Below are 15023 nucleotides of genomic sequence, written 5' to 3' on the forward strand. Positions count from 1 at the left end.
CAAATGCGCGGCGTTTCGAGCGGGATGTTTTCGAGCGCGTGCAGTTGAAGCGCCATCATTCTGTCGCAAGAAACCAGCACCGCATGCGCGGGTCTGGCTTCAAGGATATCTCTGTGATGATCGATCGACGTCATTTTCTGGTCGCGGCCTCGGGCCTGGTGCTTTCGCCTGTCCTGGCAGAGGACGCCCCGCCGGCGCTGGCGGCGTATGAACGCGACACCGGCGGGCGGATCGGCGTCTATGCCGAAAATCTTTCCACCGGTGCGAAGATCGCCTGGCGCGCCGAACAGCGTTTCGTCATGTGCAGCACCTTCAAGGCTTCGCTGGCCGCCTTGATGCTGGCGCGGGTCGACCGCGGCGAGGATCGTCTGGAGGACATGGTCGCCTACGGTCCAAAGGACATCCTCGATTATGCGCCGGTCGCGAAACAGAATCTGGCCCACGGGGCCATGTCGGTGTCGGACATGTGCAAGGCCGTCGTCGAACTCAGCGACAACACCTGCGCCAACCTGTTGCTGGCGCGGGCCGGCGGCCCCGCGGCGCTGACCGCGTTCTGGCGTTCGACCGGAGATACCATCTCGCGCCTCGACCACAACGAACCCGAACTCAATCGCTCGCCGCCGGGCAATCCCCATGACACCACCACGCCATCAGCGATGGCGGGAAACCTGCGCCGCTTCCTGCTCGGCCCGGTGCTGACGCCTCCTTCGCGCGAACATCTCACCGAGTGGATGGTGGGCTGCAAGACCGGCAACAACCGGCTGCGCGGCGGCCTGCCTGGGGATTGGAAGGTCGGCGACAAGACCGGCAACAACGGCAAGGACGCGTCCGGTGACATCGCGATCGCGTGGCCGAAATCAGGCGGCCCGGTGCTGGTCTGCGCCTACACCCAGGGCGGTTCGCCGACCGCGCCGCAATTCGAAGCCGTGTTCAAGGAGATCGGCGCGATGGTGGGCCGGCAGTTGGTCTAGCGGCGGAGGCTCACGCAGGGACACGGCCGCCGAAGAATGGCATCAGCGCCTGGCTCAGCGTGTGCGGCCGCTTCGACGTGAAGATCATTTCGGCGCCGGCCTGATCCGTTGGGCCGTTGGCCGGGCCGAGCAGATCGGACACGCGGCGGGCAATGGCGGGGGCGGGATCGATCCAGTCGACCGGCCATGGCGCGAGTTGTACCAGCCGGTCCAGCAGCAGCGGATAGTGCGTGCAGGCGAGCACGACGGTGTCGGTGCGGTGGGCATCGCTGGCGTCCTTGCCGACAAAGCAGGGCGCGAGTTCGGCGGCGATATCCTCGTCGCTCACGTCGTTGCCGCTGAGCGCGGACTCGGCGAGCGAGGCGAGTTCGGCCGAGCCCACCAGCGTCACCTCGCAGCCCTGCGCGAAATCCGCGATCAGCCGCTTGGTGTATTCGCGTTTGACCGTGCCCTTGGTGCCGAGCACCGACACGCGCTTGGTCTTCGAGCTGGCGCAGGCCGGCTTGATCGCGGGTACGGTGCCGACGAACGGCACCTGATAGGCATGGCGCAGATGCGACATGACCAGCGTGGACGCGGTGTTGCAGGCGATCACCACCAGATCGGGCGCATGGCTTGCGATCAGTTCGCCGATCAGCGGCACCACGCGCGCGATGATCTGATCCTCGCCATGATGGCCGTAGGGAAAGAACGCGTCGTCGGCGACATAGACATAATGGGCATCGGGCCGGGCGCGGACGATCTCACGCAACACCGTGAGGCCGCCGAGGCCGGAATCGAACACGAGGATCGTTGGGGGATAGGACACGCCGCTCTTTTAGCCGATCCACGGTTACCATTCAGTTGTTTTTGCAGGCCATGGGGCCCGCGCGATGAATGGCCCGCGGGTCGCACACGCAGTTTTGAACGATTCAAATCGCCTTGGAAGGAATGGAAAGCTATCAGGGCAAGTCATTGCAGATACGGACAAAACCGCAAACGTTCTGCTGCACGCGAGAGGCCGGGAGACTGAACTGAAATGCTGCGCAATACGTCATCGAGCTGGGGCCGCCTGTCACGCTGGTTCCACTGGGGCCTCGGCCTGGTCATTATTGGCATGCTCGCCTTTGGCTGGTGGATGAACCACATTCCGGCCCGGGCGGACCGGTTCTTCTACCGCTCCATCCATGCCGATATCGGCTATCTCGTGCTGTTTCTGATGGTGCTCCGCCTGATCTGGCGCGGCCTCAATCCGACGCCGGCATTGCCTTCGGACACGCCGCGGTGGCAGCGGTTCGCGGCAAGCATCAGCCATTGGTCGCTCTATGCCGTCACCATGGTGGTAGCCATGCTGGGCTGGGCGCATTCCGGCGCGCGCACCCCGGATTATTCCAGCTTCTTCGGACTGTTCCGCGTTCCGCAGATTACCTCGCCCGACAAGGCCGCCGCCGCGGCCTGGGAGGATCGTCACATCCTGTTTGCCTATGTGCTGCTGGCGCTGATCGTGATCCATGTCGGCGCGGCGCTCTGGCATCACTTCGTCAAGGGCGATCGCGTGACATCGCGCATGGTCGACGGGGCGCCGGGTTGAGCCCAAGATCTGGACGAAGATTTAGAACCTCTCCAATCAAAAGCGGCTTTTTGTCTCTTCACGGCGTGGCTGTCGGCAGCGTATGCCATCTCGCCTGATCTTCAGCCATCATTGAAAGAACCGACATGTCCCTTTCGCGAACGCTTTCGAAGGCCGTCATTTTCGCCGCCGTCGCCGCGCTGCTCCCGATCGCCGCCACCGCTGCCGCGAACGCGCAGGCCGCGACCGAAATCCAGCTCAGCTACAAGGACAAGAAGTTCGAGCCGGCGGAAATCAGCGCGCCCGCCAACACGCCGATCGTCATCAAGCTGAAGAACCTGGATTCCAAGCCGATGGAATTCGAAAGCAAAGCCCTGAAGATCGAGAAGGTGGTCGCCGGCTCCAGCGACGCCACCGTCAACGTCCGCGCGCAGAAGCCGGGCCGCTACGAATTCGTCGACGAATATAACGAGAAGACCGCGCGCGGCGCGCTGGTCGTGAAGTAAGAAAAAGCCGTGATTGCCGCACTGATCATCGTTTTCCGTGAAGTCTTCGAGGCCGGTCTGATCATCGGCATCGTGCTTGCGGTTACGCGTTCGGTGCCGCATCGCAATCAGTGGATCGGCGGCGGCGTGCTGGCCGGCGTGCTCGCCGCCTGCGTCGTCGCCGTCTTTGCGGGCGCCTTGTCGAACCTGTTTGCCGGCATGGGACAGGAGCTGTTCAACGCCGCCATACTCGTGATCGCGGTCGTGATGCTGACCTGGCACAATGTCTGGATGGCGCGTCACGGCGCCGAGCTTGCCGGTGAACTGCGCGTCGCCGGGCAGGCGGTGGTGGAAGGATCGAAATCGCTGCTCGCACTGGCGGTGGTGGTCGGCGTCGCGGTGCTGCGCGAGGGCAGCGAGGTCGTGCTGTTCCTCTATGGCGTGATCGCCACCGGCGGCGATACCGCTTGGGGCGTGGCGCTCGGCGGCCTCGCCGGCCTCGCGCTCGGTGTGATGATCGGTCTTCTGACCTATTTCGGCCTGCTGCGCATTCCCGCACGCGCGCTGTTTACGACCACGACGATCCTGATCGCATTGCTGGCCGCCGGCATGGCGGCGCAGGCGGCGGCCTTCCTGGAGAAGGCCAATTGGCTGACCGCGATGGACAACGTGGTGTGGGACTCAGGCTGGCTGCTGTCCGACTCCAGCATTCCCGGCAAGGCGCTGCACACGCTGATCGGCTACACCGACCAGCCGACCGCCATTCAGCTCACGGTCTATCTGGCGATCCTGCTGATCACCTTCGTGCTGATGCGGCTCTATGGCGCGCCGGCGAAGACGGTGGCGCCCGCGCGGGGCTGAGGCCAACGGGCGCAGCGGGGTTCAGCTCGCGCCGAACACCCGCTTGAAGATCGTGTCGACGTGCTTGAAGTGATAGCCGAGGTCGAACTGTTCCTCGATCTCGGCATCCGTCATGAGCTTCTTGACGTCGGGATCCTTCTTCAGAAGCGTCATGAAGTCGCCTTCGCCGCGCCACACCGGCATCGCGTTGCGCTGCACGAACTTGTAGGCGTCCTCGCGGCTGGCGCCCTTTTGCGTCAGCGCGATCAGGAGCCGCTGCGAATGCACGAGGCCGCCGAGGCGGTCGAGATTCTTCTGCATGTTGGCCGGATAGATCAGCAGTTTTTCGATCAGGCCGGCGAGGCGGTTAAGCGCGAAGTCGAGCGTCACGGTAGCGTCGGGGCCAATCATGCGCTCGGCCGATGAGTGCGAGATGTCGCGCTCGTGCCAGAGCACGACGTTCTCCATCGCCGGCATCGCATAGGCGCGCACCATGCGCGCCAGGCCGGTGAGGTTTTCCGACAGCACCGGGTTGCGCTTGTGCGGCATCGCCGACGAGCCCTTCTGGCCTTCGGAGAAGAATTCCTCGGCCTCCAGCACTTCGGTGCGCTGCAGATGGCGGATTTCGGTGGCGAGCCGCTCGACCGAGGAGGCGATCACGCCCAGCGTTGCAAAGTACATCGCGTGGCGGTCGCGCGGGATCACTTGCGTGGAGATCGGCTCCGGCACCAGCCCCATCGCTTTCGCAACATATTCTTCCACGCGCGGGTCGATTTGCGCGAAGGTGCCGACGGCGCCCGAGATCGCGCAGGTCGCGACTTCCTTGCGCGCGGCGATCAGCCGCTCGCGGGCACGGCTGAATTCGGCATAGGCGTAGGCGAGCTTGAGCCCGAACGTGACCGGCTCGGCATGGATGCCGTGGGAGCGGCCGATCGTCGGCGTCATCTTGTGTTCGAAGGCGCGCTTCTTCAGCGCTGCCAGAACCTTGTCGATATCGGCGATCAGAAGATCGGCCGCGCGGGTCAGCTGGACGTTGAGGGTGGTGTCGAGCACGTCGGAGGAGGTCATGCCCTGGTGGACGAAGCGCGCCTCGGGGCCGACGATTTCGGCGAGGTGGGTCAGGAAGGCGATGACGTCGTGCTTGGTTTCGCGCTCGATCTCGTCGATGCGCTCCACATTGAAGGTGGCGTCCTTGGCCTTGGCCCAGATCGTTTTGGCGGCCTCTTTAGGCACCACGCCAAGCTCCGCCTGCGCGTCCGCGGCGTGCGCCTCGATCTCGAACCAGATCTTGAATCGGGTCTGCGGCTCCCAGATGGAGGCCATTTCCGGGCGGGTGTAGCGGGGGATCATCGACGACTCCGGCGAATTGTTTTTTTACGCCGTGCTTTAACAGAGCGGTCCAAGCCAGACAAACGGCCAGAGGAAATCATCAGGGGAAGCCACACAAGAAACGTCAGGAGCGACAACGCGAGGGGCACGAGGGCAGCAAGAGGGCCTGCGGCGGGCAGGGCTGCCGGACCTTGAGGGGGGGGGGGACCCCAGCCTGGCCGTCCAGTCCCGCATCCAGCGCATCCCAGCCATCGCCGAACATTGAATGACAGATATTGAAATCTGTCAGCGAGACATGCTATATCCCTTTTCGACGCCATCGGGTGTCACCTCCTGCTCGTTGGCCCTGAGCCCGGGGATTTAAAGAGGACTACGCCAATGACCATCGAAATCATTCATTTGACTACACAAATCCAACTCTGGCTGAATCAGAAGGTGGCCCGCCATTTGGCGGCGCAGGCCCAGCGCCTGGAACCGGTAAAGCATTAACCCGTTAGGGGGACTGATGACCGCCCGTCTCGTCGTTTCGCAGGTACGCCAATGAACGAAGTCGTGGTTCTGACCCCCGAACGCATTCTGGAGGTGACGGAAGACGTTTTGCGCCGTTATGGGCTCGCCAAGGCGACCGTGGTCGATGTGGCCCGGGCGCTCGATGTCAGCCACGGCAGCGTCTACCGCCACTTTCCCAGCAAGGCCTCGCTGCGCGAGGCCGTCGCCAAGCGCTGGCTCGACCGCGCCAGCGCCCCGCTTCTGGAGATTGCCGAAGCGACCGGTCCGGCCCCCGAACGGCTGGAACGCTGGCTGCGCACCATGTTTGCGATCAAGCACAAGCGGCTTGGCGATGACCCCGAGATGTTCGCGACCTACCTGACGCTCGCCCGCGAAGCCTGCAAGGTCGTGAAGGGCCACAAGGATTGCCTGGTCGATCAAATCGCGCAGATGCTCTCGGATGGCGTGAAGCAGGGCGTATTCGAGGTCGCTGACCCCAAGGTTTCCGCGCGCGCCATTTTCGACGCCACCAGCCGTTTCCATCATCCGGCCCATGCCGACGAATGGAACGATCCGGATACGCAGGCCAGGATCGACGCGCTGCTGACGCTGCTGCTCCGGGGACTGGAAGCGCCCTGCAAGGGCTGATTGCTCTTTCTCTCGCGACCTATACCCTCTCTTTCGTCATGGCCGGGCACAGCCGTCCTAAGGACGGCGTCGCTTCCGCTCGCCTATGTCCCGGCCATCCACGTCTTCTTTAGAGACCGCAAAGACGTGGATGCCCGGGACAAGCCCGGGCATGACGGATGGATATTTGATATCCCTCAAGTCACGCCCACTACGCGGGCGCGATGATGGATGCGGAGGAACACTTGCGGCTCGCGGTCTTTGCCGACATCCATGCCAACCGGCAGGCATTCGAGGCGTGCCTCGATTCCGCGCGGGCGCGCGGCGCGGAGCGAATCATTTGCCTCGGCGACATCGTCGGATATGGCGCCGACCCGGAATGGGCGGTCGAGACGGTGATGGACCTCGTCAAGGACGGGGCGATCGCCGTCATCGGAAATCATGACCATGCCATCGGCACCTCCTCCGAAACCATGAATGCCGAAGCCCAGGCCGCCATCGAGTGGACGCGGGGCAGGCTAAGCGCGCCGCAGCGGCGCTTTCTGGCGGAATTGCCGCTGAAGCGCGAGCAAGACGATCGTCTCTACGTGCATTCGGAAGCTTCTCACCCGGCGCAATGGCATTACGTGCGCAGTTCATCGGATGCCGCGCGCAGCATCGAGGCGACCGCCGCCCATGTCACGTTCTGCGGACACATCCACAAGCCCGCGCTCTATTCGATGTCGTCTGCGGCCAAGATGACGAGCTTCATCCCGACATCCGAAACGCCGGTCCAGCTCCTGAGCGGACGCCGCTGGCTTGCGGTCGCGGGTTCGGTCGGCCAGCCGCGCGACGGCAATCCGGCGGCGGCCTTTACCATGCTCGATACCGCGACGCGCGAGATCACCTTTTACCGCGTGCCCTATGACGTCATCGCGGCGGCCGACCGGATACGCGCCAACGGCCTGCCGACTTGGCTCGCCGATCGCCTGCTGATCGGGAGGTGAAGGATGGCAAAACCTTCGATCGTTTCAGGCGCGCAACTGGACGGTTTTACGATCGGGGAATGCGTCCATCGCGGCGGCATGGCGACGCTGTGGACCGTGACCCACCCCGGCATCACGGTGCCGCTGCTGATGAAAGTGCCGCGCGTCTCCGAGGGCGAGGATCCGGCGGCGATCGTCAGCTTCGAGATGGAGCAGATGATCCTGCCGCGGCTGGCCGGACCCCATGTCCCCGGCTGTTTCGGCACCGGCGATTTCGCCCGTCAGGCCTATGTCGTCATCGAACGCATCGCGGGCCAGACGCTGTACAGCCGGATCAACGAACTGCCGATCCCGTATGAAGAGGCAAGGGGGATCGCCGGCAAGATCGCGACCGCGCTCGCCGACTTGCACCGGCAGAACGTCATTCACCACGACATCAAGCCGAGCAGCATCATGTTTCGCCCCTCCGGCGAGTGCGTGCTGATCGACTTCGGATTGTCGCACCACAACCTGTTGCCGGACCTGCTGCAGGAAGAGTTCCGTCTGCCTTACGGCACCGCGCCCTACATGGCGCCGGAGCGGCTGCTCGGCGTGCGCGACGATCCGCGCAGCGATCTGTTTTCGCTCGGCGTATTATTGTACTTCTTCACCACGGGCGTGCGGCCGTTCGGCGAGAGCGAAACGCTGCACGGCATGCGGCGACGGCTGTGGCGCGACCCGTATCCGCCACGCCAGTTGCGGCCGGACTATCCGCCCTGGCTGCAGGAGATCGTGCTGCGCTGTCTCGAGATCGAGCCGGTCTGGCGGCATCCGACGGCGTCGCAACTGGCGTTCGATCTGGCCTATCCCGATCAGGTCAAGCTGACCGCGCGATCGGAACGGCTGAAACGCGATCCGATCGGCACGGTGTGGCGCCGCCGCTTCAACGGCGGAATGACCCAGCCGAAACCGAAGTCGGACGTCGCCGTCCAGCTGGCATCGGGTCCGATCGTGGCCGTCGCGCTCGACACCGAGGATGGTTCGGGGCCGCTCAACGAGTGCCTGCGCATGACGGCGGCGCATCTGCTGGCGACACTGCCGTCGGCGCGGCTTGCCTGCCTGAATGTGCTGAAGCTCGGTCGCATCACCATCGACAAGACGCTCGACGAACAGGGCAACAACAAGCACATCGACCGCCTCGTCGCGCTCCGGCACTGGGCTTCGCCGCTTGGACTCGACGAGAGCCGGCTGACCGTTCATGTGCTGGAGGCGACCGATCCCGCGGCCGCGATCCTGGAATTCACCGGGATCAATCAGGTCGACCATATCGTGATCGGCGCGCGGCGGAATTCGATGCTGCGCACGCTGCTCGGCAGCGTCTCGGCCAAGGTCGCGGCTGAAGCCGCCTGCACCGTGACGGTGGTGCGGCCGCCGCGGTTGGCGGCGGCGCAGGAAACCGCCAACGGCTGACGCTACGTCGACAGGATATTGCGCTGCACCTCGCTATTCCCGGACCCGATGCTGGTAATTCAGGCTCAGGGCAAGCATAGTTGCGGCATCACAATTCCGGATGGATTCATCGGCGTCGATGATGCGGACTCTCCCCGATCAACGCCGGTGATTTGCGGAAATGTTGTTCGGACAACCGGAGTCCTGCCATGTCTCTTACGGTTTCCAGCGAATCAAACCCCCGCCACCCGTTCGATCCCGCCGAAATGGGCGCCATCGCGCATCTTTACCGGGGCGAGGTCTATCGCTCGACGATCTGGCGAACGCGGCTCGACAACACGACCAACTGGTCGATCGTCACGATGGGCATCGCGCTGTCGACGACCTTTTCGAGCCCGGAGGCGTCACCCCTGCCTCTTGTGCTGGTAGGGCTGCTCCTTGCGGTGTTTCTCGGCATGGAGGCGCGGCGCTATCGCTATTTCAATGTCTGGCGCGCCCGGGCTCGCTGGCTGGAGATGAATTTCTATGTGCCAATATTCACCGGTGAAGCGCGCGACGATAGCTGGCAGGTGATTCTCGCGCGCGACTACACGGCGCCGCGCCACCACATTTCGTTTTTCCGCGCGGCTGGACGGCGTTTGCGTCGCAACTACGTCTGGATTTTCGCCATCCAGGCAATCGCCTATTACGGCAAGATAGCCATCCATCCGACGCCTGCGGCGACCTTGGCCGAATATTTCGATCGCGCCGCCGTCGGACCGATTCCGGGCTGGATCGTTCTGATGACAGGCTTTGCCTACTATTTCGGCTGGCTGGCGTTCGCGCTCGGCACGATGTGGCTCGACCAACAGCAGCACGGGGCCAAGGGCGACACGGTGGCGATGGGTTAGCGACAGCGCGCAAGAGCCGGAACGCCAGAGCGTTTTCCAGCGAAGCATGCCCTCGGACTTGATCCGTGGGTGGAACCGGTTCGCGTCAAGAAAACGCGTCAAATCAAAAATCTAGAGCCCCGTTCCGATTCCATCAGAACGGAAACGACGCTAGTGCTCACTCGAGCGTCTGGACAGGCGGTGTCTTCGTTGACGGCGCGGGGGGTGCCGCAGCCGGGGCGGGGGCCGCGGCTTCGCTCCGGGAACTGGCGACGCGCGGATTCTTTTCGCCGCCCGGGCTCACCGCTTCTGCTCGGGCACCGCGCACGCTCTCGCTGGAAGCCTGCCGTCGCTGTCGCGAGGCGCGGGACCGGTCCAGTCCCCACGACCGCGCGATGGAAGGCCCGGCCGAATAGCCGATGAACGCGCCGGCGACCGCGCCGATCGGACCCAGCACCACGGCGCCGGAAACCGCGCCGAGCGCGGCGTCGCCGGCGCGGTTCTGCGCCGATGCCGCGGACGACGCGAGTAACAGGATTGTTGCCGCGCTGGCGAAGGTCTTGATCATCTTCCTGAGTCCTTTGAGTACAGTCATCAATGCTGGTCTGTCTTTGTGGCCACACCATGAAGCTTCGGGTTCCATTGCATGCGGTTCGGCATGCCGGAACAATCGCCCGCGCAGGGGATTGTTGAAGTCATCTCGGCGCTCTGACCCGGTTCACCGGATGTCCTGCGCGAGGTTCCTTCCGACCCGAGCGATTTCGCTCGAAACCAGACGAGGCTGAAATGAAGAAAGCTGTTCTTGTTACCGCCGCTCTCCTGATCGGAGCATCCCCTGCATTCGCACAGAAGAGCAAAGGCGCTTCCGAATTTTCGCCCGGCGACCAAATGCGGGATTCCCGAACGCAGACCACAAAGGGGGCGTCTGAATACGCGCCTGGCGATCGCATGAAGGAGCCGGGAACGACGGGAATGTCGAAGGGCGCCTCTGAACTGTCACCCGGTGACAAAATGAACGATCGGCGCAAGAAATAGCGCCGAGGGTTCCTGCGACTGAACCGGACAATTCGATTCCGAAACATGCGAGGCCGCCTCCCGGGGCGGCCTCATTGTTTTGGCTTCGTCTGCGGCCCGGACCGGAAACGGGTTTCGGGTGGTCGACACATCGATTGGCGGGCAATTTGTCGGCGTACTCTGAATTGGAAGGGACCAAGGATGCGCCTCTACTATCACCCACTATCGTCAAACGCGCGCCGCGTCGTGATGACGGCGATCCACTTGAACGTCAGCCTTGATCTGGTTGTGGTCGATCTTCTGAAAGGAGAACACAAAGGCGCTGAATATCAGCGACTAAATCCAAACGGAAAAGTCCCGCTGTTGGACGACGACGGGTTCATGCTGTGGGAGTCTCACGCCATCATGCAATATCTGGTGGATGGATCGCCGGGGCAGGATCTCTACCCGGGGGATGCCAAGGCGCGCGCTGACGTCAATCGGTGGCTGTTCTGGTCAGCCTATCACTTTACGCCGGCAGTCGGTTTCATCAGCAGGGAACGCGTCTCGAAGAAAATGGTTGGCGGGTCCGGCGGGCCCGATATGGCCGAGATCAAGCGCGGTGAGGCGTTGCTCGCGGCAGCAGCGCAGGTGCTCGACGATCACCTTGCTCGAAACAGGTGGATTGCGCAGGACAAGCTTACCTTGGCCGATCTGGCGATTGCCGCGCCGCTGATGCACACGGTCGCGGCAGAGTTGCCGGTCACGGGTTACGCGAACGTGCAGGCGTGGTTTGCGCGCATGCAAATGCTCGACGCCTGGAAGAAGGCGGCGGTTACTCCCTAGGCGCTCCTCCCGCGCCACGCGCTGCTTCGCTGCCTGTGCAAGCGCAATCTTCGCGCAGCCCCTGCGACAAAACAACCCGACGGGAAAATCACCAAAAGTCTGTCCAGCCCTTCGCGCAAAAATATTTCCGTTGCACCGTCGCGCAAATCAGAAGTCTAACTCCGCCCGTCTCGCGGCAACAAGAGGGGCGATCGCGATCGTCACGACGTGCGGTGGGATGCGGTGGATGCGAAGGCTGCGACTGACGAGCGTGGTCATTGCGTACGGTGAAATCGTTTGGGTCCGACGCCCCGGTGCTGGCGTCAAGTTCGAAGGCGGCTAACGCTGCTTAAGAGCGATGGTGGCAAGAAAGCCGGTCACCAGGACGAAATCGTATAAGCCGTAAAGCCATTGCGCAGGGGAGGCCGGTGTGTTTCCGCCAAACCTGTATGCTCGTGCGCGTGTTTGATGCACTGTTTTGCGCGCGAGACCGCGGGTGCAGCGTGCACCCGGTCTTCCCTGCGCCCTCTTCACTTCAAGAGGGCAAACGAAATGTGAAACTTCGGGCGCTATGCGCCGCGAGATCGAGAACACGTATTTGCTGTTTGGAAATTGAATCCGGACCTCGCCACGTCATGCGAGGAGCGCAAGCGACGAAGCAATCCAACTGTCCCTGAGCTGAGGTATGGATTGCTTCGCTTCGCTCGCAATGACGTTGGAAATTCGTAGGGTGGGTTAGCGAAGCATACCCCACCAATCCATACGCACGGACAGATGGTGGGTTACGCCTTCGGCTAACCCACCCTACAAAGCTCAAATCGCTTCGCCGCGCGCGAGTTCGGCCGCATTGCGGATCGCCGAAATATTGGCCTTGTAGGATTCCACCGTGCCGCCCTTGAACACCGCGGAGCCCGCGACAAAGGCGTTGGCGCCGGCGGCGGCGAGCTGGCCGGACACGTCAGGGCCGACACCGCCATCCACCTCGATGTCGATCGGGCGTCCTGCCGTCATCGCCCTGATGTCGCTGACCTTGCCGAGCGCGGATTTGATGAACGTCTGGCCGCCGAAGCCGGGATTGACCGACATCACCAGCACGAGATCGATCAGGTCGATGACATATTCGATCGCGCTCGCCGGCGTACCCGGATTGAGCGAGACGCCTGCCTTCTTGCCGAGCGCGCGGATCGCCTGCAGCGAGCGATGCAGATGCGGGCCGGCCTCGGCATGGACGGTGATGTGATCGCAGCCGGCCTTGGCGAAGGCTTCGAGATAGGGATCGCACGGCGAGATCATCAGATGCGCGTCGAAGATCTTCTTGGTATGCGGGCGCATCGCCTTGATGACGTCGGGGCCGTAGGAAATATTGGGAACGAAATGTCCGTCCATCACGTCGAGATGGATCCAGTCGGCGCCGGCCGCGTCCACGGCGCGGACCTCTTCGCCGAGCTTGGCGAAGTCCGCCGCCAGGATCGACGGTGCGATGACGAGGGGACGTGACGCGAATGGCTGAGACATGTGCGTTTCCCGAAGTTCTTGCAAAGGAGAGGAATAACTCCGCGTAACATGCAGCAGGGCCCAGGGCAATGCAGCGGCAAAGCTCTCCTGTGGGCGGAAAAATCTGCCGCATGCGGGCACCAATTGCCGACCCGGCGGGACCTTTGAGACAGAGAAAAGCCCGGTTCTATTGGGTTTTTCGCCGTGGCACGGGCCTTGCTGAGCTACTCCGCAGAAGCTGAGCCGCGCGATGCGGCATTGTCGGAGTTCGGCCATGTTACCTGCCTTAACCGCTGCGTCCGCGGCGATCGATATCCTCAAGTCGCTGACGTCGTCGAAGTCGTCGTCCACGACGACCACAGGCTTCACACAGGCCGCTTCCAATCCGTTCGATCTGTCGGGCAGCAGCAGCACCCAGGCCTCGACCGCCACGAGCACGGGTTCCAGCAGCGGCTGTTCGCAGATATCGCCGCAGACCATGAGCGCGCTGCTCGACGCCCAGAGCCAGTCCTCGACGGGATCGACCACAGCGTCGTCGGCCACGAGCGCCTCCGATGCGATGAAGGACCTGTTCTCCAAGATCGACGCCGATGGCGACGGCAAGATCACCAAATCCGAATTCGAGAACGCGCTCGGCGCCGGCGGCACCAACCTCAAGGCGGCCGACAGCGTATTCGCCAAGCTCGACAAGAACGGCGACGGCTCGGTCAGCCTCGACGAAATGTCTTCGGCGCTGAAGGGCGCCGGCGGCAAGGGTGGTCATCACCATCACGGTGCGGGCGGTTCCGGAAGCGCCAGCGGTTCAGGAAGCGCGGACGGATCCAACACCGATCCGCTGCTGGCGGCGCTGCAGGGCGCTTCCTCTACCTCCACCACCAACAGCGATGGCTCGACCACAACGTCGTTGACCTACGCCGATGGATCCAAGGTCACGATGACCTCGCCGGCCAGCAATAGCTCATCGAGCTCCGCGAGTTCGTCCTACAATTTCATCGAGCAGATGATCCAGCGCGAGGCCAACTCGATTGCGTCCTCGGCGAAGTCATCGCTGTCGGTCAGCGTCTGAACCTGAGATCCGGCGGGCATAGCGTTTTCGAGCGAAGTGAACACCGGTTCGCGTAAAGAAAACGCGTCAAACCAAAGAGCCCTAGCCGAAGCGATTCCCCCACGCCGGTAGCGCGCCCAGAAAGGGCAGCGCAGTCGCCGCATGGACGCCGCGCGCAATGGCGCGGGCGACCGTATTGGCGGCCACCATGCCGAGTTCGGTCAGACCGAACAGCGGATCGATCGGCTTCTGGCCGGTCGCCGCCGCAAACACCACGTCGCCATCGAGCGGTGCGTGGACGGGATAGATCGCGCGCGCCATTCCGGTTTGCGCGATCATCGCCAGCCGTCTCGCCTGCGGCTTGGTCAGCACGGCATCGGTCACCACCACGACGAGCGTGGTGTTTTCCGCGGCGTTCGCTTCCGGACCGCCCTTGAGCCGCGCCTTCAGCATGTCGGGATTGAACGACGGCGGAAGTCCGCGTCCGCCGAACTCGTGGCCCACTTCGAACGGGGCCGCCCAGAACCACGGGCCGTCGCCGACCGTGACGCTGCCGACGGCGTTGACCACGGCAAGTGCGGCGACCCCGACGCCGGCTTCGGTTCGCGCCGAAGCCGAACCAAGTCCGCCCTTGAAATTGGCCGTGGTGGCGCCGAGACCGGCACCGACGCTTCCCAGCGCGAAATCGGAGCTCGCGGCGCGGGCCGCGGCGTAACCGAGGTCGCGGTAGGGCGGAAAGCGCCCCCATGCCTTGTTGCCGCCGTTCAGGAGGTCGAAGCAGATCGCGCCCGGCACGATCGGAACGACGGCGTCGCGGATCCGCAGGCCGCGGCCCTGTTCGGCCAGCCAGGCCTGCACGCCGCCGGCGGCATCCAGGCCGAGCGCCGAGCCGCCAGAGAGCGTGATCGCGTCGATCGCATCGACGGTGCCTTCGAGGTGAAGCACCGATTCCTCGCGGGTGCCGGGGCCGCCGCCGCGGACATCGATCGACGCCACCGCAGGAGCATCGAAAATGATCGCGGTGACGCCGGAGGCGATCGCCGCATCGTCGGCATGACCGACGCGAACGCCGGCGATATCGGTGAGGAGATTTTTCAAGAAACCCTGTCCACTG

16 protein-coding genes are annotated in these 15023 nt (G+C 63.6%); 11 read left to right on the top strand and 5 right to left on the bottom strand.

The features are described from left to right. Window positions 1–113: 113 nt before the first annotated feature. On the top strand, window positions 114–971 hold the full coding sequence (gene bla, locus BLR13_RS31785) for a class A beta-lactamase (protein WP_083387686.1): 858 nt from the start codon (window positions 114–116) through the stop codon (window positions 969–971). 10 nt (window positions 972–981) lie between these two features. Here bla and murI read toward each other — a convergent pair whose 3' ends face one another. Continuing rightward, the gene (gene murI, locus BLR13_RS31790; RefSeq protein ID WP_074815412.1) at window positions 982–1779 is read right to left on the bottom strand and encodes a glutamate racemase; all 798 of its coding nucleotides are present in this window, start codon (window positions 1777–1779) and stop codon (window positions 982–984) included. 210 nt (window positions 1780–1989) lie between these two features. Here murI and BLR13_RS31795 point away from each other — a divergent pair, with 210 nt between their 5' ends. From BLR13_RS31795 to BLR13_RS31805, 3 genes are all read left to right on the top strand, one after another. Continuing rightward, the gene (locus BLR13_RS31795; RefSeq protein WP_074815407.1) at window positions 1990–2541 is read left to right on the top strand and encodes a cytochrome b; all 552 of its coding nucleotides are present in this window, start codon (window positions 1990–1992) and stop codon (window positions 2539–2541) included. Between the two features lie 125 nt (window positions 2542–2666). Further along, the gene (locus BLR13_RS31800; protein WP_074815404.1) at window positions 2667–3026 is read left to right on the top strand and encodes a cupredoxin domain-containing protein; all 360 of its coding nucleotides are present in this window, start codon (window positions 2667–2669) and stop codon (window positions 3024–3026) included. Window positions 3027–3035: 9 nt separating this feature from the next. Then, the gene (locus BLR13_RS31805) at window positions 3036–3866 is read left to right on the top strand and encodes an FTR1 family iron permease (protein WP_074815401.1); all 831 of its coding nucleotides are present in this window, start codon (window positions 3036–3038) and stop codon (window positions 3864–3866) included. A 21-nt stretch (window positions 3867–3887) separates the two neighbouring features. Here the strand turns inward: BLR13_RS31805 and purB are convergent, their stop codons facing one another. Further along, window positions 3888–5195 (bottom strand): adenylosuccinate lyase, encoded by a 1308-nt coding sequence (gene purB, locus BLR13_RS31810; RefSeq protein WP_074815397.1) that lies wholly within the window; start codon window positions 5193–5195, stop codon window positions 3888–3890. 519 nt (window positions 5196–5714) lie between these two features. Between purB and BLR13_RS31815 the strand changes: the two genes are divergently transcribed. The 4 genes from BLR13_RS31815 (at window position 5715) to BLR13_RS31830 (ending at window position 9573) form a co-directional block, all read left to right on the top strand. Next, window positions 5715–6311, top strand: coding sequence for a TetR family transcriptional regulator (locus BLR13_RS31815; protein ID WP_074815393.1), 597 nt, complete (start codon window positions 5715–5717; stop codon window positions 6309–6311). Window positions 6312–6535: 224 nt separating this feature from the next. Further along, window positions 6536–7276 carry a metallophosphoesterase family protein gene (locus BLR13_RS31820; protein WP_074830878.1) on the top strand — a complete coding sequence of 247 codons (741 nt, stop codon included), beginning with the start codon at window positions 6536–6538 and terminating at the stop codon, window positions 7274–7276. Window positions 7277–7279: 3 nt separating this feature from the next. Beyond that, the gene (locus BLR13_RS31825) at window positions 7280–8704 is read left to right on the top strand and encodes a serine/threonine protein kinase (RefSeq protein ID WP_074815390.1); all 1425 of its coding nucleotides are present in this window, start codon (window positions 7280–7282) and stop codon (window positions 8702–8704) included. A gap of 188 nt (window positions 8705–8892) precedes the next feature. Next, window positions 8893–9573: a DUF2270 domain-containing protein gene (locus BLR13_RS31830; RefSeq protein WP_074815387.1), complete on the top strand. Its 681-nt coding sequence runs from the start codon at window positions 8893–8895 to the stop codon at window positions 9571–9573. A gap of 157 nt (window positions 9574–9730) precedes the next feature. On the opposite strand, the gene BLR13_RS31835 is transcribed toward BLR13_RS31830, so the two are convergent. After that, window positions 9731–10120 (bottom strand): hypothetical protein, encoded by a 390-nt coding sequence (locus BLR13_RS31835; RefSeq protein ID WP_074815384.1) that lies wholly within the window; start codon window positions 10118–10120, stop codon window positions 9731–9733. Window positions 10121–10338: 218 nt separating this feature from the next. Here BLR13_RS31835 and BLR13_RS31840 point away from each other — a divergent pair, with 218 nt between their 5' ends. Together BLR13_RS31840 and BLR13_RS31845 are read left to right on the top strand one after the other, a co-directional pair. After that, window positions 10339–10587 carry a hypothetical protein gene (locus BLR13_RS31840; protein WP_074815381.1) on the top strand — a complete coding sequence of 83 codons (249 nt, stop codon included), beginning with the start codon at window positions 10339–10341 and terminating at the stop codon, window positions 10585–10587. A 180-nt stretch (window positions 10588–10767) separates the two neighbouring features. After that, complete coding sequence (locus BLR13_RS31845; RefSeq protein WP_074815378.1) at window positions 10768–11391, top strand: glutathione S-transferase family protein; 624 nt, start codon at window positions 10768–10770, stop codon at window positions 11389–11391. A 792-nt stretch (window positions 11392–12183) separates the two neighbouring features. On the opposite strand, the gene rpe is transcribed toward BLR13_RS31845, so the two are convergent. Next, window positions 12184–12885, bottom strand: coding sequence for a ribulose-phosphate 3-epimerase (rpe, locus tag BLR13_RS31850; RefSeq protein WP_074815375.1), 702 nt, complete (start codon window positions 12883–12885; stop codon window positions 12184–12186). Window positions 12886–13138: 253 nt separating this feature from the next. On the opposite strand from rpe, the gene BLR13_RS31855 reads away from it, so the two are divergent. Beyond that, on the top strand, window positions 13139–13930 hold the full coding sequence (locus BLR13_RS31855; RefSeq protein WP_074815373.1) for an EF-hand domain-containing protein: 792 nt from the start codon (window positions 13139–13141) through the stop codon (window positions 13928–13930). A gap of 81 nt (window positions 13931–14011) precedes the next feature. Here the strand turns inward: BLR13_RS31855 and BLR13_RS31860 are convergent, their stop codons facing one another. Beyond that, window positions 14012–15007 carry a P1 family peptidase gene (locus BLR13_RS31860; RefSeq protein WP_074815371.1) on the bottom strand — a complete coding sequence of 332 codons (996 nt, stop codon included), beginning with the start codon at window positions 15005–15007 and terminating at the stop codon, window positions 14012–14014. Between the last annotated feature and the right edge of the window lie 16 nt (window positions 15008–15023).

Origin of the sequence: Bradyrhizobium ottawaense (genome assembly GCF_900099825.1) — a bacterium.
Taxonomy (GTDB): Bacteria; Pseudomonadota; Alphaproteobacteria; order Rhizobiales; family Xanthobacteraceae; genus Bradyrhizobium; species Bradyrhizobium ottawaense_A.